The following is an 18044-nucleotide window of genomic DNA, read 5'->3' as shown; positions in this document are numbered from 1 at the left end:
GTTCGAAAAAAGACGTTGCCCGCCGGCAACGTCTTTTTTGTTTTAGCCCCGCCCATGGCCGCCCCCCGCAAATGCCTGAGCACTGACAATGAGTTCCGGCAAGCGCTAGCCGCGAGCCTGCTGGTGCGGCAGGTGCTGAGGCGCATCGGCCTGGTGCCCGCCGGCGGCAACTACAGAACGGTGCACACCCGTATCAAATTGCTGGGGCTGGAACACGGGCCTGCGCTACCGAAGCTTTGGCCGCAACGCCGCGCTGGAAGAAATTATGGTAGAAAATTCGCCGTATAATTTCACGCATGACCTGAAAAAGCGGTTGCTGGCAGAGGGCGTAAAACCAGATCACTGCGAAGCATGCGGCTTGAATATCTAGCAGCAACAGCCGATTCCGCTGGTGCTGCACCACGCCAATGGCGTAAACAACGGCCACCGATTAACAAATTTGCAGTTACTTTGCCCTAATTGCCACGCCTTGACTGACAACTACCGTGGCAAGAAGTAAAAAACAAAGGATGATGCCGGAGTGGTGGAATGGTATACACGAGGGACTTAAAATCCCTTGCCTTCACGGGCTTACGGGTTCGAGCCCCGTCTCCGGTACAATGCAAAGCCCCGCTTCCCGCCCGGAAGCGGGGCTTTGTGCTTAAAAAAAAGGGCCCCGGCGGGCGGGGAAAGCATTATTTGGCGGCTGGCGGCTGGCGGCTGGGGCGGGAGTGATGTATCTTTGAGTAACACCCTTGTGCTTTAGCGGGAAAAAATTGTATGGACATAACTCCTCTTGCGCCTTTGCCTGTTGATGAAGCGTTGCGCTTGCAGGCGTTGCGGCCTTACCAACTGCTGAATACGATGCGGGACGAAACGTTTTCGGAGCTGGTGCGCTTGGCGGCCAAGCTCTTCAACGTGCCCATTGGCATCGTGGCTTTTGTGGACGAAGAGGAGGTGAGCATGGGCCTCAACTACGGGTTGCCCCCGGACATGGACCGCGTGGACCGGGGCGAAACCCTGTGCTCGGTGGCCATGCTAAGCGAGGAAACCACCGTTTTTGAAAACCTGCACGACCATCCCTGCGACTTGATTAGCCCCTTCTTAGTGAAGCGGTTGAACCTGGGCTTCTACGCTGGCCACACGCTGCGCACCGAGGCCGGCTACCCCATCGGTGTGCTCTGCGTGATTGGCCACGAGGCCCGCACGTTCAGCGAGACTGAATCGGAGCTGTTAGCGCGCTTGGCTACCGTGGTGATGGGCCTGCTCGACCTGCGCCTGCACCTGCTGCAACAGCCTACCTGGAACCAGCAGCTGTGGGAGGCCATCTACGCCCGCATTGAGAGCTCGGTGACGCGCCTGGAAACCCTGGGGGCCCTCGCTGCCTGGGAGGCGGAGGACGGCCCCACCGCCCAAGCCTACCAGGCCTCTGCCCGCGAGGAAAGCCTGCGGGTGATGGCGGTTCTAACGGAGCAAATTCAGGCCTTGCGCGCCTAGGGCGGCCGGGGCCCCGGGCCGGCGGCGTAATTTGCGCCCCCACTCACATGCCCCCGCCTATGTCGCCCGCTGCCCCCGCCGCTGCCCCCACGCCGCCCGATTACCCCGCCCTCATCCAGCGGGTGTTCACCGAAATGGGCAAGGTGGTGATTGGCCAGCAGGTGCTGGTGGGCCGGCTGCTGATTGGCCTGTTCACGGGCGGCCACATCTTGCTGGAGGGCGTGCCCGGGCTGGCCAAAACCCTGGCCGTTTCCACCCTGGCCAAGGTGCTGAACCTGCACTTCCAGCGCGTGCAGTTCACGCCCGACCTGCTGCCGTCGGACCTCGTGGGCACCATGATTTACAACCAGGGACAGTCGGTGTTTGAGGTGAAGAAGGGCCCCATCTTCGCCAACCTTGTGCTGGCCGACGAAATCAACCGCTCGCCGGCCAAGGTGCAGAGCGCCCTGCTCGAAGCCATGCAGGAGGGCCAGGTCACCATCGGCGAAATCACCTACCGCCTCGACCGGCCCTTTCTGGTGCTGGCCACCCAAAACCCGGTGGAGCAGGAGGGCACCTACCCGCTGCCCGAGGCCCAGGTGGACCGCTTCATGCTGAAGGTGCACGTGGACTACCTCAAGAAGGCCGACGAGCTGGAGGTGATGCGCCGCATGGCCAACCTAAGCTTCCAGGAAGACGTGCAGCCGGTGCTGACGGCGGCCGATATCCAGGGCATCCGACAGGAAATCAACCAAGTGCAGATTTCCGAAACGCTCGAGAAGTACATCATCGAGTTGGTGTTTGCCACCCGCCGCCCGGCTGACTACGACCTGCCCGACTTCGCGCAGGCCGTGCAGTTTGGGGCCAGCCCGCGGGCCAGCATTGCCCTGCACCGCGCCGCCAAGGCCGTGGCCTACCTGGCCGGCCGCGACTACGTGCTGCCCGAAGACATCAAGGACGTGGCCGCCGACGTGCTCAACCACCGCATCTTGCTCACCTACGAGGCCGAGGCCGATGGCATCCGCACCCAGGATTTAATCGAAGCCATCTTGGGCAAAGTGCCCATCAGCAGCTAATTTCATTTAACAGGTAGCAGTTAACATTTAACAGCCGTTCTACCAGCCTAATTGGCTAGCGGAACGGCTGTTAAATGTTAACTGCTACTTGTTAAATGACCCAGGGCCCTATTGCAGCGTGACGGGCAAGCTGGCCGATTGGCTGCCGGCCTGCACGCGTACCGTGTAGAGGCCGGGGGCCAGGCTACTCACGTCGAGCAGGGCCTGGGTGCCAGCGGGGGCCAGGGTGATGGTACGGGCCTGCATCTGCTGGCCGAGGGCATTGTACAGGGCCACGGCGGCGGTGCGGGCCCCGGCTATGGCGGGCAGGCTGAGGGTGAAGGCGCGGCTGGCGGGGTTGGGAAACGCGGCCACCACGCCGGTGCCCAGCGCGTTGCGCGTGGCCGTGGGCACGCCGGTGGTGAAGGTAGCGGTGGCCGCCGTGGCCGTGCCGCCGCCGCAGTTGCCCACCACCGATACCGTGTAGGCGGTGCCCCCAGTGAGGCCCGTGAGCAGCACCGGCGAGGCCGTGGGGGCTGGCGATACGGTGCGGGCCGTACCCCCGGCGGGCGTGTAGGTCACGGTGTAGCTGGTGTTGCCGCTGCCCGCCGTGAAGGCCACGGTGGCGGTGGTGGCCCCGGTGGGCGTGGCGGTGAGGGCCGTTACGGGGGCGCAGGTGGCCGCGCCGGGGCCCAACGTCACGTCGATGGCCAGGCGGGGACTAATGTTGGTCTGTGCGTTCAAGTCGCTCCACGTGGTGCCGTCGGTGCTGAGGAAGAACGTGCTTGCCCGGAGCGGAATCTCGTCTTGGTAGGCCAGCTCGATATTATCGGCCCCAATGGTTTTAACGCCCACAAAAAAGCTGCCGCTCACGGGCGTGCTCGGAATGGCCACCGCGTCGGGGGTGATGGCGTTGGCCGAAGGCCGGGGCCGTGCGGGCGAGGTGTAGAGCACCGCGCCGGGCTGGCCGCCGGTGGCCGCGGCGTACACAACCACTTGGTAGGTCGAGCCCGCCGTGCCACTGCCGTAAAACGTGGGGGTAACGGTGGTGAGCACCGCTGGCCCAGTGGTGCGGTAGCCCACGGCCACCACATTGCCGGCCTGGGCCAGGCCCACCCCGTTGGTAACGTCCAGGTTAGGGGCCTGGTAGCTCAGGTTAGTGGGCGAAATTGCCTGCGCGACGGCTTGCGAAATAGTGGGTGCTGCGGCCGTGGCGGGCACCGAAACGGCCACGGTATTGGTGCCGCTGGTGGCCGACAGGGGGTAGGGGGTAAACGTCACCAGCGCCGAGGCCCCGGCAGCCAGCGACGCCACGGTCTGGGTATTGGTGAACGTGGTGGTCCCGCTCACGGCCAGCGTTACGGGCAGGTTGGTGAGCGGGGTGGCGGAGTTGTTGAAGACCCGGGCCTGCACGGCCACCGGCGAGGCGTAGCTGGCCACCGTGCCCAGCGTGTACACCACCACGCCCAGCTGGGTGAAGCGGTACGTGCGGCCCAGGTCGGCCGGCACGTTGCCGCGAATGTTGTGGGTGTAATCGATGGAGAAGGTGGTCGCGGAAACGTTCGTAGTAGGGTAGTAGCCCGTGCGGAACATAGTGGCCGACCACGGCAGGTTCGAGCCTGGTTTTTCGGCCAGTACCGTTTGGCCGTTATCCAGCCCCGAACCTTTGATGCCCACCACCGAGTAGCGAAAATCGGGGGTGCCCGTGCCCGCCACGGTGGGCCCGTACACGAAATCGATGGTGTTATCGGCTTCGTACAGCTTGAGCTGGAAGCTGAAGCTGGCGTACTGCGTGGCGGCCACGGCGGCCTTGTCGCTCACGTTTTTCCACTGCACGGTGCACACGCGGTTGGGCTGCGTGCCCGTGGTGGCCACCCGGTACTCAGTGCCCCCCGCGGCCGTGCCCGCCATCAGGTCCATGTTGAACGGCGCCAGGATATTGATGTCCGCCGGGTCTTGGCTGAGGATGGGGTCAACGTTGGCCGCCGTCTCGCTCAGGAACAGGGCCCCGGTCGAAGGCGCAGTGGCTCCTAGCCGCACGAAGCCGTTGGTGTTCAGCACAAACTGCGTGAATGCGGTGCCGTTGAAATTAAACGTAAACCCAATGTTTTGGGCCCCCGAGTTGGCGTCGTCGGCGTTGGCCGTGGCAATGGCCGTGCCCGCCGTGCCCAGGTCGGTGTAGGTGCCGGCCACGCTCACGGCGCCGCCGGGGAGGTACGACAGTGACTGGGCCTGGGCCCCCACGGCCGGCAGCAACGCCAGCGCCAGCAGCCCGCGCCGGACCCAGGCGGGCGCGGCGGCAAAGAGTAGCGGTTTCAACATAAAAAAGGGTAGAAGAAATGTGAAAAATACGCCTCTGGCTAAAGGTAAGCGAAACGCTGCTTTTGCCGCAGCAAGCCCCAGGCAATTGACGGCGAGCCGCTAACGCCCGTGGGGCCCCGCGGGCGGGCTTCCGGGCGCGGGGCCCGCGCGCCTGGGGCCCCGCGCCCGGCTAGCGCAGCTGCCGCTTGTAGAGCTGCACGGTGTTTTCCAGGCCCAAGTACAGCGCATCGGCCACCAGGGCGTGGCCGATGCTCACCTCGTCGAGCTCGGGCAATTGCTGGTGCAAGTAGGCCAAGTTGTCGAGGTCGAGGTCGTGGCCGGCGTTCACGCCTAGGCCCAGGCGGCCGGCGTGGGCGGCGGCGGCGCGATAGGGCCCCACGGCGGCCTCGCGGCCGGCGGCGTACTGCCGGGCGTAGGCCTCGGTGTAGAGCTCGATGCGGTCGGTGCCGGTGGTGGCCGCCGCGTCCACGAGGGCCAGGTCGGTGTCGAGGAAAATGCTGACGCGGCTGCCGTGGGCGTGCAGTTCGGCCACCACATCGCGCAGAAACGCTTGGTGCCGCACCGTGTCCCAGCCCGCGTTGGACGTCACGGCGTCGGGCGCATCGGGCACCAGCGTCACCTGGGCGGGGCGCACGGCGCGCACCAGGGCCAGGAAATCGGGCGTGGGGTTGCCCTCCACGTTCAGCTCGGTGGTCACAATATCGCGCAGGTCGTGCACGTCCTGGTAGCGGATGTGGCGCTCGTCGGGCCGCGGGTGCACCGTGATGCCCTCGGCCCCGAAGCGCTCGATGTCGCGGGCGGCTTGCAGCAAATCGGGGCGGGCGTGGGGGCCCCGGGCGTTGCGCAGGGTAGCAATTTTGTTGATGTTGACGCTGAGCTTGGTCATGGCAGGGCGGGGTATATTGCGGGAGAAACGACTCGGCCGCGAAGGTCGGGCGTTCCGTGTCCCGTCACAACCGGCGGCCGGCCCCGGCGTTTGCCACTTTGCCCGTTTTCTGATGACCCTCGCCCTGCCCGTTGCCCCGCGCCTGCGGCCGCTGCTGCTGTTTGCCGGGCTGGCGCTGGCCATCGTGGCCACCGAGCACGCCATCGCCACGCGGGCCGTGTTCTACCAGTACCCCGCGCTGCCGGCGGCCGTGGTGTTCGATGTGCTGGTGGTGGTGCCGGCGCTATTCTACTGGCTGGTGGTGCGGCGCTACGGCTTGCCCCTCAGCACGGTAGGGGCGGCGGTGGGGGCCTGCCTAGCGCTGGCGTACTGGCTGCTGCCCGCCAGCCGGCAGCAGCCGTTGCGCGCCCTGGCCTTCCTGCCCGCGCTGCTGGAAGGCGCGGCGCTGCTGGCCGCTGCCGCCCGGGCGCGCCGCCTGTGGCGGGCCTACCGCGCCGCCCGGCGGCACCTGAGCTGGGGCCCCAGCCTGGGCCGGGCCCTGGAGCAGGGGCTGGGCCTGCCGGGCGTTTTTTTGGTGGCCGAAACCAACATGCTGCGCTACGCCGTGCTGGGCTGGTGGGCCCCGGTGGAGGCGCGCCCGGCCCACGCTGCCTTCAGCGGCCACCGCACGTCGGGCTTCGTGGCTTTGATGGCTACAGCGGGCTTCCTCACGCTCATCGAAACCGCCGCGGCGCACCTGGCGGTGGGCCACTGGCACCCCGCGGCGGCCAACTGGCTCACGCTGGCCAGCGGCTATACGCTGCTGCTTTTGGTGGCCCACACCCACGCCGTGCGGCTGTGCCCGCTGTTGCTGGGGCCCCGGGCGCTGGTGGTGCGGGTGGGCTTTGCGTGGGAGGTGGCGGTGCCCCGCGGGGCCGTGGTGGCCACGGCCATCCGCGAGGCCCCGGCGCCCGCGCCCGATACCCTAAACGCCGCCAAGGTGCTGCTAGCCAGCCCCAACGTGCTGCTCACGTTTGCCGCGCCCGTGGTGGTGGCGGGGCCCTACGGCACGCGCCGCACCGTGCGCCGCCTGGCGCTGTACCTCGACCAGCCCCAGGCGCTGCTGGGGGCCCTGGCGGGCGGCGCGGGGGCCTGAAGGCGCGGCCGGCCCGCGGCGGCGTAATTTTGCGGCGGCAAGCCGGGGCCCCCAGGCCCCAAGCTTGCCGCTTTCCTTACCCCCAACTTCCCCGGCCATGCCCCTCAAAGAAACCCTCGACGCCGCCATCAAGCAAGCCATGCTGGCCAAAGACAAGGTGCGCCTCACTGCCCTGCGCTCCATCAAGTCGCAAATCATGCTGGCCGAAACCGCCGAAGGGGCCCACGGCGCCGCCCTCACCCCGGATGCCGAGCTGAAACTCCTCAACAAAGCCGCCAAGCAGCGCCGCGACGCCGCCGCCATCTACAAAGAGCAGTTCCGCTCCGACCTCGAAAGCAACGAGCTGGCCGAACTGGCCGTCATCGAAGAATACCTGCCCCAGCAGCTCACCGAGGCCGATTTGGTCGAGCGCCTCGTGCACATCATCCAGCGCGTGGGGGCCCAGGGCCCGTCCGACTTGGGCAAGGTGATGGGCGTGGCCGCTCGCGAGCTAAGCGGCCAGGCCGACGGTAAACTGATTTCCCAAGTCGTGAGCAACCTGCTCAACAACACCAACCAATAGGTGAGGAATTGATAACTCAGTAAATGGGGCCGTTATGCTTCGACTCCGCTGCGTTCAGCATGACGGTCCCATTTGCCAACTCATTCACCAATTCACGCATTGAATAAATGACGGCCCTCGACTTGCTTTTGCTGCTGGTGCTGGGCGTGGGGGCCGTGAAGGGGTTCCGGCGCGGGCTGGTGCTGGAGGTGGCCTCGCTGCTGGCGTTTGTGCTGGCCGTGGTAGGGGGCCTCAGCCTGCTTACGGCCACGGTGCCGGTGGTGCGGCACTACGTGGGCGAGGCCTACGGGCTGCTGCCGCTGGTTTCGTTCGCACTGGTATTTGGGCTGATACTGTGGGGCGTGCACTGGCTGGGCGGCCTGCTGAAGACGGCCCTGCACCTCACCCCGCTGGGCTTTTTGGACAGCCTGCTGGGCGGGGCCGCGGGCCTACTCAAGTGGCTGCTCGGCCTGAGCCTGCTGCTGCACGGCACCGGCCTGGCCGGGCTGCCGCTGCTGGGGCCCCAGGTGGTGGCCGGTTCGCAGGTGCTGCCCGTGGTGCGGCAGGCCACGCCGCTGGCCCTGCGCACCACGGCCTACGTGCTGCCCGTGGCCAAGGGCCTGCTCACGCGCATGAAAACCGCGTTCACCCACCCGACAAACTAGCGTGCCCCTGCTACTGCTCGACAACTTCGATTCCTTCACCCACACCCTGGCCGACTACCTGCGCCAGCTGGGGGTCCAAGTAGTGGTGCGCCGCAACGACGTGACCCTGGCCGAGCTGCAGCGCACCGATTGGGCTGGCATTGTGCTCTCGCCGGGGCCCGGCGTGCCGGCGGCGGCGGGCGTCATGCCGGCCGTCATTGCCCATTACCATGCGCTTGTGCCCATGCTGGGCGTATGCCTGGGCCACCAAGCGCTGGGCGAGTTTTTTGGGGCCCGGCTGGGGCGGGCGGCGCGGCCCATGCACGGCAAGGTATCCAACGTGGCGTGGGCCCCGGGGGCGGCGTTGGCGGCGGGCCTGCCGGCCGTCACGCCCGCCACGCGCTACCACTCACTGGTGCTGCACGAGCCGCTGCCCCCGGCGCTGGTGGCGCTGGCCCGCACCACCGGGGGGGCCGGCCCGCCCGAGCTCATGGCCCTGCGCCACGCCACTTGGCCGCTGTTTGGGGTGCAGTTTCACCCCGAAGCACTGCTCACGCCCGACGGCCGGGCAATGTTGGCCAATTGGCTCCGGTTTTGTAACATTGCGAAACCCACACCCCCCGCGGCCGGTTAGTATTATTTCCATGGAATTGCAGACCCACCACCGCCAAGGCTACGAGTACGTCGATGAGGGCGAGGGCCCCGTGCTGCTCCTGCTGCACGGCCTGTTTGGGGCCCTCAGCAACTGGGCCGACGTGGTGGACGCCTTTCGGCCACACTACCGCGTGCTCATTCCGCTGCTGCCCATCTACGAGATGCCGCTGGCGCAAGCCGGCGTGCCGGGCCTGGCGCGCTACGTGGAGGGCTTCGTGGGGGCCCTGGAGCTGCCCGCGGCCTTCACGGTGCTGGGCAACTCGCTGGGCGGACACGTGGCCCTAGTGTACACCCTCGACCACCCGGACCGGGTGAGCCGGCTGGTGCTCACGGGCAGCAGCGGCTTGTTTGAAGACGGCATGGGTGGCTCGTTCCCGAAGCGCGGTAACTATGGCTTTGTGCAGGAGCGGGTGGCCTACACCTTCTACGACCCTGCCGTGGCCACCAAGGAGCTGGTGGATGAGATTTTTCGCATTACCAACTCCAATTCCAAGTGCCTGCGCATCATCGCCATTGCGCGCTCGGCCCAGCGCCACAACCTCACCAAGGAGCTGCACCGCATCCACGTGCCGGTGCTGCTGGTGTGGGGCCTGAACGACACCATTACCCCGCCGCCGGTGGCCCACGACTTTGCCCGCCTGCTGCCCGCGGCCGAACTGGCCTTCCTCGACCACTGCGGCCACGCCCCGATGATGGAGCGCCCCGCGGGCTTCAACGCCTACTTGCGCCGGTTTTTGCGCAAGACGGCGCCGCAGCCCGCCGTTTTGGCCTGACGCGCCGGCCCGGCGCAATTTTTGCCAGGATGCCTCCAGGGGCCCCACTTATCTTTTTGCTTTCCGCTTCCCCAATTATTGCTACCGACTGAATACAGGTTGCCTTATTCCCGTTTTTCCATCCTACGTGCGTCCGGCCCCGGCACCGCGTGTTTCCGCCCCGCCCCATGCAAGCCATGCTCGCCGAAGATTTACTCAACGAAATGATCCCGCCCCTCAAGGGTACCGACTCGCTGGGCAAAGCTGCCCGGTGGCTCGACGAGTTTCGGGTGGGCCAGCTGCCAGTGCTGGCCGAGCGCCAGTACCGCGGCCTGGTGACCGAGGCCGACTTGGCCGACGCCTACGACCCCGACGCGCTGCTCTCGGAGCTTACCCTGGGCTTCCGCGAGGCCGTGGTGCGGCCCGACCAGCACTTTTTCCGGGTGGTGGAGCTGGCCGTGGAGAACAAGCTCCAGCTCGTGCCGGTGGTGGACGATGACGACGCCTACGTGGGCGTGGTGACGGTGGCCGACGCACTGGCCGCTTTTGGGCCCCAGGCCTCGGCCCCCGGCCAAGGCGGCATCATCGTGCTCAGCATGGCCGAGCGCGACTACTCGCTCTCGCAAATCAGCCGCTACGTGGAGGAAAACAACGCCAAGATTGTGAATGCCCACACCGTGCCCGACGAGCTGGACCCGTACCGCATCCGCCTCACCCTCAAGCTGAACACCGATAATTTGGCCCGCATCGTGGCCACGCTCGAGCGGTTCGGTTACGCGGTCACGGCGCAGTTTAGCGGGCCCGGCGAAGTGAGTGAGGACGAGCAGGAGCGCTACGATGGCCTGCTGCGCTACCTGAGCGTGTAGCGAACAACGGGTGCTGGGCGTACTATTATTTTTGCTGGGCTGGCTGGCCGGCCTAGGGCCTGCCCCGGCCGATACGCTGCCCCTGCGCGCCACCCGCGCCCTGCCCCCCGTGGTGGCCCCCTCCGATACGCTGGTGCGCATCTTGCCCTGCCCGGGGGCCCCCGCCCGGGGGCGCGTGGCGGTGGTGCTGCTGGTGGGCAACCGCGTGACGCGCGAACGCACCCTGCGGGCCGAGTTGAACATCCGCGAGGGTGATACGCTGGACTTGGCTGAGCTGCCCGCCCGTCTCGAAGCCAACCGCCGCCGCCTGTTCAACCTCCAGCTTTTCCACACGGTACTGGTGCAGGCCAGCTGCCAGGGCAACGGCCAGCTGGTGGTGCTGTTTGTGGTGCAGGAGCGGCTCTACACGTTTCCGGTGCCCATTTTCTCCATCGCCGACCGCAACTTCCGCTCGTGGCTCGACCGGCCCGACCGCTGGCGGCGGCTCGACTATGGCTTGCACTTGGTGCGCAACAACTTCCGGGGTCGTAACGAGCAGCTAACGGCCAATTTGCAGTTGGGCTTCAACCCCAAGTACGAGGTATTTTACGAGGCCCCCGGGCTGGGCCGCACCCGCCGCGTGGGCGTGGGCGGTGGCTTCTCGTTTTCGCAAAGCCGCTCCGTCGATTTCCGCACCTTCGACGACCGCCTGCAAGCCTACCGCCCCGCCGATGCCTACGCCATTCAGCGGCTCTACGCCTCGGGGGGCCTGCGCCTGCGCCACACTGTGCAGTTTCTCACCGCCCTCGATGCCTCGTACCACCGCGAGCAAATCCTGGACTCGGTGAACCTCGACAACCCCAACTATTTCCTAGGCCGCACGGCCCGCGAGTTCCTCGATTTCAGCCTCATCAGCACCTTCAACCGGCGCAATACCTTCGCCTACCCGCTCACCGGGCAGTTTGCCCAGGGTCTGCTGGCGCACCGCGTTTTCCTGAATCCTGGTCTGCCGGCCCTCACCACTCTGCGGCTAGTGTACGACCGCTACTTCTCGCTGGGCCACCGCTTCTACTACGCCTTCGGTCTAAACGGGCAGATGCGCCTCACCCGCGCCCTGGCCTACGCCGACGCCCGCGCCCTGGGCAACGACGCGCTGGTGCGCGGCTACGACGCCTACGTCGTCGACGGCCGCCACTATGGCCTCGTGCAGCAGGGCCTGAGCTACCGGCTCTTCAACGCCAGCGAAATCCACCTGGCCGGTATCAAAAATCCCAAAATCAACACCATCCCGCTCGTAGCCTACCTCAACCTGTTTGCCGACGCCGGCTACGTGGTGGCCCCCGGGGCCCCGTCCGGCAACCAACTGCCCAACCGCCTGCTGCGCTCTGCCGGCCTCGGCCTGCACCTGGTCACGTACTACGACCGGGTGTTCACCCTCGAATACACTCTGAACGGCCTGGGCCAAACCGGGTATTTTTTCCGCAGCACCTTTCCCATCTAATGCCGCCGCCGGGGCCCCGGGTCCCGTGAAGCCGCCTCGGGTGCGTTATTCGCACCGCCCACTGTTCCTAACCGTATGAAATTCGCCATCCTCGGCAAGCCCTTCGCAGAGGAAGCTGCCCCGGCCATCCAGTCCCTGCTCGACGACCTGGCCGCCCGCCACGCCGAAGTACGCATCGTGGAATCCTTCCGCACCTACCTCGACAACACCCTGCGCCTGCCCGCCAACACCACCAGCTTCCGGCGAGGCGATTCGCTGCGGGGTACCAATTTCGTGCTCAGCATTGGCGGCGATGGCACGCTGCTCGATACCGTGACTTACGTGGGGGCCCTGCAAATTCCTATTTTGGGCATCCACACCGGCCGTTTGGGCTTCCTGGCCACCGTCACCCCCGACGGCATTGGCCAGGCCATTGATGCCCTTTATAAAGGCCATTTTGTGTTCGATGACCGCAGCCTCATCCGCGTCGACACCGACCCGGACGTGTTCGGGGGGTTGAACTTTGGGCTGAATGAATTTAGTATTTTAAAGGGAGACTCGGCTTCGATGATTGCCGTACACACTTACATCGACGGCGAGTACCTGAATTCTTACTGGGCCGACGGGCTTGTGGTGGCCACGCCCACCGGTTCCACGGGCTACTCGCTGAGTTGTGGGGGGCCTGTTTTAGTTCCACAAACCAACAATTTTATCATCGCGCCCGTATGCCCCCACAATCTGAACGTGCGGCCCCTCGTGGTGTCCAACCAAAGTGTGCTTTCCTTTGAAATAGAGGGCCGTAGCTCAAATTACATGCTTTCGCTAGACTCCCGCTCCATCTCCGTCGACGCTAATGTGCAGATGGCTGTGCGCCGCGAAAGCTTCTGCGCCCGCCTTGTTAAGCTCAACCATGTAAATTTTTTGAGTACGCTCCGAAGCAAACTGAACTGGGGGCTTGACCGCCGAAACCCTAGTTCGGTGCTAGGTTAACAAATTACCATAGCTCTAAAAATTGTCCATAAATTTTTTTTAGTTCCTAACAGTCTCTACTTTTGTAAACACCTGAGAGTCCGTTATTGGTACTTTTCCGCTTCGCCTTCAATCTACGCTATTCACTTTTGTTGCCTTATGAAACATATCTTCACGTATCCCACTGCTCTGCTAGTAGGGCTCGCGCTACTCGGCTCTTCGCAGGCCGATGCGCAACAGTTCAACAAGCGCAAGCAGTACAATTCGATTGGCTTCAATATTAACGCCATGAACTATTTCGGCGACTTGGCCCCTAACACCGGGTTTGCCAGTTTCCGATTCAATAACACTCGTCCCAACGTAGGCGTGACCCTCACCCGGCGCTTCTTTCCGCGGGTATCGGGCCGCCTGGGCCTGTCGTACGGCCGCATCAACGGTGACGACGCTACAGCAGCCAGCGCTACCGATGTGAACGCCCGGTTTCGTAACAACCGCAACGCCAATTTCCAGAACGATATCGTAGAGCTGTCGGGCGTAGTAGTGGTCGACCTTATTCAAAACCGCAACAACTACCTGAAGCGTCCGGACTTCGTGCCGTACGTGTTCGCTGGTGTAGCAGGCTTCTACCATAACCCGAAAGGCCGTGATGCCAACGGTAACTATGTTCCGTTGCAGCCCTTGGCTACCGAAGGTGTAAACTACAGCCGGGCTCAGTTCGCCATTCCGTTCGGTGGCGGCGTACGCTACCGCATCAACCGCAACTTTGACGCTAGCCTGGAATTCGGCATCCGCAAAACTTTCACCGGGTACCTGGACGATGTAAACAGCAACTACGCCGCCAACCTGACCGGCCAAGCAGCTTATTTTGGCGGCACCAACCCCGCTAGCTCTGTAACCAAGAGCAACTCGGGTGATTTCGCTGGCTTTATGCCTGGCGCTCAGCGTGGCCAGAACAAATCAGACTGGTACACGGTGACCGGCTTGTCGCTGAACTACATCTTGACGCCCCGTATCAAAAACCCGAAATTCCGCTAAGCTACCCTGGCCAGCCACTGCTGGCCGGCGCCTAGTGCCTTATTTAGCTTAATGATAGTTAATGCACTTCGTTCCGCACTCCTTGTTTGCCTGGTGCAAGCGGGGAGTGCGTTTTTTTGCGCTTCGGCCCAAGCTCAGATTGAAACCCAAACTACCAGCGAGCTGGGCCTGGGTTTAGGCGTAACCAACTACCGGGGCGAAATCGCGCCGCAGTACCAGTTCGGCAACAACCGCCCGGCCATCACGGCCTTCTACCGGCGCGATGTCTCGGCCCCAATAACGTTGCGGGGCAGCTTCTTGGCCGGCCTGCTCCGCGCCGACGACGCTAACGTAACCGGCGAAGGCGGCAGCACCCCGCCCGTGCAAGCCTACCGGGGCACCAACATGAAAGGCAGCGTATTGGAAGCCGCCGTGGCCATGGAGTATAACTTCCTGGATTACCGAGCCCGTAAGCAGAAAGTCCATTTCACACCTTACTTGTTCATTGGCGTGGGCGGCTACTACATCAATACGCGCACCCAAACGACTAACCAGGTATTGGGGGCCGATTTTGACCGCTCGGGCGGGCACTTCGGGATTGCCATCCCGGCGGGTGCCGGTATGAAGTATGCGCTGTCGCAGCGCATCAACCTGGGCTTGGAAGTGGGAGTGCGCAAAACATTCAGCGATAAGCTCGACAATCTCTACGACCAAGACCCTTTGCTGGTGAACCCGCACGACAACGACTGGTATTACTACAGTGGCCTGAGCGTGTCCTACACCTTTTATAAGATACACTGCCCGCCACAGTACAAAAACAATAAGCAACTGCTGAAGTAATACAGCCACCCCTTAAAAAGCCCGCCGGCGTGCTAAATAGTAGCACGCCGGCGGGCTTTTCTTGTATATGGTAAGGCACTGGGGCCCTGCACTGGGGGCCCAGCGCTGGCAGATGCAACCGTCTTCGTACCTTGCAGCCTCTTATATCAAAACCGCAACGATGACCGGCCGGGCCGAAATCGACTCTCTTAATATTCCCACGCACGTGGCCGTCATTATGGACGGAAACGGCCGCTGGGCCAAGCAACGGGGCGGCCTTCGGGTGTTCGGGCACCAAAGCGCCATTAAGGCGGTGCGCGAAACCGTAGAGGAAGCTGCGCAGCTTGGAGTCAAGTACCTGACGCTGTATGCTTTCTCTACCGAAAACTGGAACCGCCCGGCACTGGAAGTAATGGCCTTGATGCAGCTATTAGTGCACACCATCCGACAGGAAACGCCGATTCTGCTTAAAAACAGCATCCGTCTGCAGTCCATTGGTGATACGGGCAGTTTGCCAGCAGGTTGCCAGCGGGAGCTAGCCGAGGCCCAAGAACTAACCAAAGCTGGTACCCGCATGACGTTGGTGCTAGCCTTGAGCTACAGCGGCCGCTGGGACCTAGTCCAGGCGGCGCGCCGCCTGGCGGTCGACGTAGCCGCTGGCCAGGTGCAGCCCGCCGATGTGAACGAAGCCAGCATCGCCGGCTACCTCTCCACAGCGGGTATCCCTGATCCTGAATTACTTATTCGCACCAGTGGCGAGCAGCGCATCAGCAACTTCATGCTGTGGCAGTTGGCCTACACAGAGCTCTACATTACTGATTTGCTGTGGCCCGATTTCCGGCGCGAGCATTTACAGGACGCCATCCGGGCGTATCAGCGGCGCGAGCGGCGCTTTGGCAAAACCAGTGAGCAAATCGCTGTCTCCTAGTATTTTATTCAATTTATGATTTCAGTGCGTAATTTTTCTTGGTTTCTGCTGCTGGGGTGGTTGATGGTGGCAAGCTTGGGCACGGCCCAGGCCCAGAATCTGGGCGGGCGCCCGGCGGCAGGTGTCGATGAACCCAAAAAATACGTGTTGGGTGGCATCACCGTGAGCGGCACTCGCTACCTCGATCCCAGCACCCTGGTTGGCTTGTCGGGACTGCGGATCGGTGATAACATCACCATTCCGGGCGAAGAAATTGGCAAGGCTATCCGCAAGCTCTGGGCCCAAGGCATCCTAGGCGACGTGAACGTGACCATCGCCCGCATCGAAGGCGACAAGATTTTCCTGGACTTCACCCTGAAGGAGCGTCCCCGCTTGTCTAAATTCACCTTCGACGGCATGAGCAAGGGCAAGACGGAAGAACTGACCAAAAAAATTACCCTGATTCGGGGTAAAGTGGTGACCGATGCCTTGCTTAATAACACTCGTACCCAAGTACGTAAGTACTTCGTTAACAAGGGTTATCTTGATACTAAAGTTAATATCCTGCAAGTGCCGGACTCCTCGTTGTCTAACAGCGTGGCCCTACGTATTAATGTAGACAAGGGCAATAAGGTCCGCATCCATGACATAACGTTTGAAGGCAACAAAGCTTTTTCGGACTACAAGCTGAAAGGCAAGCTAAAGAAAACCAAGGAGCGCAAGCCGTATAAGTTCTTGACTTCGGGCAAGTTCCAGCGGACGGAATACGAAGAGGATAAAAAGAAGCTGATCGAATTCTACAACGCTGAGGGTTACCGCGATGCCGTTGTTGTGAGCGACACCCTGGTTCGTGACGAAAAAGGACTGGCGCTGACCATCAAGGTGGACGAGGGCCCCAAGTATTACTTCCGCCACATCACTTGGAACGGCAACTACCTCTACGACGATAAAACGCTGTCGGGGGTGCTGGGCATCAAATCGGGCAGCCCTTACAGCAAGGAAACGCTGGATAAGCGCCTGAATTATAATCCTACGGGCCAAGATGTTACGTCGCTTTATATGAACGACGGCTATCTTTTCTTCCAGATTGAGCCGGTAGAAAAGAAAGTAGAGGGCGATTCGATTGACATCGAAATGCGCCTCAACGAAGGTGTGCAGGCCCACGTGAAGGAAATTAACATCGCGGGCAATACCAAAACCAGTGACCACGTGGTGCGCCGCGCCATTCGGACGCTGCCCGGCGACAAGTTCAACCGCGAACTACTCATCCGCTCTAACCGCGAGCTGGCCACGCTGGGCTACTTCGACCCCGAAAAAGTTGGCATCAACCCCATTCCCAACCAGGCCGACGGCACCGTGGACATCAACTACACGGTGGTAGAGAAGCCTTCAGACCAAGTGACGCTTTCGGGCGGCTGGGGCGGCTACGCCGGCTTCATCGGCACGGTGGGCCTTGTGTTCAACAACTTCTCGCTGCGCAAGGCCGGTACGCTGCGCAATTGGACGCCCGTGCCCGCCGGCGATGGCCAGCGCCTAGCCCTGAACGTGCAGGCCAACGGCTTCCAGTACCAAGCTTACTCCCTTTCCTTCACGGAGCCCTGGCTGGGCGGCCGCCGTCCAAACTCGCTGTCTTTCAGCTTGAACCGGAGCATCAGCCGCCTTGGTACTACGTTTGATGCCAATACGGGCAGCTTCATTAAGGTAAACAGCGCCACTGTTGGCCTGGGCCGCCAGCTGCGTGTGCCGGATGACTACTTTACGCTGAGCAACTCGCTCTCGTACAGCCACTACCAGACGCAAAACTATTCGCTGCTGACCTCGGGGGCCGCCACGGGCACCTTCAACAACATCACGCTGAACACTACGCTCTCGCGCAACAGCATCGACAACCCGACCTACACGCGCCGGGGATCGTCGTTGAGCCTGAGCCTGAGCCTGACGCCACCCTACTCCGTCTTCCCGGGGGCCCACCCCGATGCCAACCAGTGGCTGGAATTCCATAAGTGGATGTTCGATGCTTCGTGGTTTACGCCCATTGTGGGCAAGCTGGTACTGAACACCCGGGCCCACTTCGGCTTCCTGGGCTCGTATGGCAAGCGTGACATCGGACCGTTTGAGCGCTTCAAGATGGGCGGTGCCGGCCTTGGCTACAACGGCGGTGGCAACTTCATCGTGGGCACCGACTACATCGGCTTGCGTGGCTACGATGACCCGAACGCCTCTTATGCCATTCCCACAGCGCAGTCACAGCAAAATGGAGGCATTATTTACAACAAGTATGTGCTTGAGATGCGCTACCCCGTCAGCCTGAACCCGGCCGCCACGGTGTACGTGCTCGGCTTTGCCGAAGCTGGCAACTCCTTCGATACCTACAATAATTACAACCCTTATAAGTTGTACCGCTCGGTAGGCGTAGGGGCCCGGATTTTCATGTCGGCATTCGGTTTGCTAGGGTTTGATTTTGGCCACGGTTTCGATGCCGTGGTACCCTTGCCGGGTGTAAACACCAAACAGGATTTCAACCACTTTCACTTCATCATCGGCCAGCAGATCCGCTAGTTTGGCG

Annotated in this window: 17 protein-coding genes and 1 tRNA gene; 15 read left to right on the top strand and 3 right to left on the bottom strand. The window is 63.0% G+C overall.

The annotated features are described in order from the left end of the window. Positions 1 to 193: 193 nt before the first annotated feature. Positions 194 to 427, bottom strand: a complete 234-nt coding sequence (locus EAH73_RS19375) for a hypothetical protein (protein WP_140469080.1) — start codon at positions 425 to 427, stop codon at positions 194 to 196. An 87-nt stretch (positions 428 to 514) separates the two neighbouring features. Here EAH73_RS19375 and EAH73_RS19370 point away from each other — a divergent pair. From EAH73_RS19370 to EAH73_RS19360, 3 genes are all read left to right on the top strand, one after another. After that, positions 515 to 597, top strand: a tRNA-Leu gene (locus tag EAH73_RS19370). A 186-nt stretch (positions 598 to 783) separates the two neighbouring features. Continuing rightward, a complete protein-coding gene (locus tag EAH73_RS19365) occupies positions 784 to 1476 on the top strand; it encodes a GAF domain-containing protein (RefSeq protein ID WP_161599612.1) in 693 nt (230 codons plus the stop codon). Between the two features lie 59 nt (positions 1477 to 1535). Beyond that, positions 1536 to 2531, top strand: a complete 996-nt coding sequence (locus EAH73_RS19360; RefSeq protein ID WP_140469078.1) for an AAA family ATPase — start codon at positions 1536 to 1538, stop codon at positions 2529 to 2531. Positions 2532 to 2639: 108 nt separating this feature from the next. Here EAH73_RS19360 and EAH73_RS19355 read toward each other — a convergent pair whose 3' ends face one another. Together EAH73_RS19355 and EAH73_RS19350 are read right to left on the bottom strand one after the other, a co-directional pair. After that, positions 2640 to 4832, bottom strand: a complete 2193-nt coding sequence (locus EAH73_RS19355) for a T9SS type A sorting domain-containing protein (protein ID WP_140469077.1) — start codon at positions 4830 to 4832, stop codon at positions 2640 to 2642. Positions 4833 to 5001: 169 nt separating this feature from the next. After that, positions 5002 to 5718, bottom strand: coding sequence for a pyridoxine 5'-phosphate synthase (locus tag EAH73_RS19350; protein ID WP_140469076.1), 717 nt, complete (start codon positions 5716 to 5718; stop codon positions 5002 to 5004). 112 nt (positions 5719 to 5830) lie between these two features. On the opposite strand from EAH73_RS19350, the gene EAH73_RS19345 reads away from it, so the two are divergent. From EAH73_RS19345 to bamA, 12 genes are all read left to right on the top strand, one after another. Then, positions 5831 to 6853 (top strand): hypothetical protein, encoded by a 1023-nt coding sequence (locus EAH73_RS19345; RefSeq protein WP_140469075.1) that lies wholly within the window; start codon positions 5831 to 5833, stop codon positions 6851 to 6853. Positions 6854 to 6950: 97 nt separating this feature from the next. Next, positions 6951 to 7415, top strand: a complete 465-nt coding sequence (locus EAH73_RS19340) for a GatB/YqeY domain-containing protein (protein ID WP_140469074.1) — start codon at positions 6951 to 6953, stop codon at positions 7413 to 7415. Positions 7416 to 7522: 107 nt separating this feature from the next. Beyond that, positions 7523 to 8059 carry a CvpA family protein gene (locus tag EAH73_RS19335; RefSeq protein WP_140469073.1) on the top strand — a complete coding sequence of 179 codons (537 nt, stop codon included), beginning with the start codon at positions 7523 to 7525 and terminating at the stop codon, positions 8057 to 8059. Position 8060: 1 nt separating this feature from the next. Then, positions 8061 to 8672, top strand: coding sequence for an anthranilate synthase component II (locus EAH73_RS19330; RefSeq protein WP_140469072.1), 612 nt, complete (start codon positions 8061 to 8063; stop codon positions 8670 to 8672). A 10-nt stretch (positions 8673 to 8682) separates the two neighbouring features. After that, complete coding sequence (locus EAH73_RS19325) at positions 8683 to 9465, top strand: alpha/beta fold hydrolase (RefSeq protein ID WP_140469071.1); 783 nt, start codon at positions 8683 to 8685, stop codon at positions 9463 to 9465. A 167-nt stretch (positions 9466 to 9632) separates the two neighbouring features. Next, positions 9633 to 10310: a CBS domain-containing protein gene (locus tag EAH73_RS19320; protein ID WP_140469070.1), complete on the top strand. Its 678-nt coding sequence runs from the start codon at positions 9633 to 9635 to the stop codon at positions 10308 to 10310. Positions 10311 to 10341: 31 nt separating this feature from the next. Then, positions 10342 to 11790 (top strand): BamA/TamA family outer membrane protein, encoded by a 1449-nt coding sequence (locus tag EAH73_RS19315; RefSeq protein WP_161599611.1) that lies wholly within the window; start codon positions 10342 to 10344, stop codon positions 11788 to 11790. 75 nt (positions 11791 to 11865) lie between these two features. Beyond that, complete coding sequence (locus tag EAH73_RS19310; protein ID WP_140469068.1) at positions 11866 to 12759, top strand: NAD kinase; 894 nt, start codon at positions 11866 to 11868, stop codon at positions 12757 to 12759. Positions 12760 to 12897: 138 nt separating this feature from the next. Further along, a complete protein-coding gene (locus EAH73_RS19305; protein WP_140469067.1) occupies positions 12898 to 13773 on the top strand; it encodes a DUF6089 family protein in 876 nt (291 codons plus the stop codon). 93 nt (positions 13774 to 13866) lie between these two features. Further along, complete coding sequence (locus EAH73_RS19300; RefSeq protein WP_161599610.1) at positions 13867 to 14592, top strand: DUF6089 family protein; 726 nt, start codon at positions 13867 to 13869, stop codon at positions 14590 to 14592. 160 nt (positions 14593 to 14752) lie between these two features. Beyond that, positions 14753 to 15499, top strand: coding sequence for an isoprenyl transferase (locus tag EAH73_RS19295; RefSeq protein ID WP_140469065.1), 747 nt, complete (start codon positions 14753 to 14755; stop codon positions 15497 to 15499). 15 nt (positions 15500 to 15514) lie between these two features. Further along, positions 15515 to 18037 carry an outer membrane protein assembly factor BamA gene (gene bamA / locus EAH73_RS19290; RefSeq protein ID WP_140469064.1) on the top strand — a complete coding sequence of 841 codons (2523 nt, stop codon included), beginning with the start codon at positions 15515 to 15517 and terminating at the stop codon, positions 18035 to 18037. The last annotated feature ends 7 nt before the right edge of the window (positions 18038 to 18044 follow it).

It is taken from the genome of Hymenobacter nivis, assembly GCF_006439025.1.
In the GTDB taxonomy this organism is placed as follows: domain Bacteria; phylum Bacteroidota; class Bacteroidia; order Cytophagales; family Hymenobacteraceae; genus Hymenobacter; species Hymenobacter nivis_A.
This window is presented reverse-complemented; position numbering and strand designations above follow the sequence as displayed.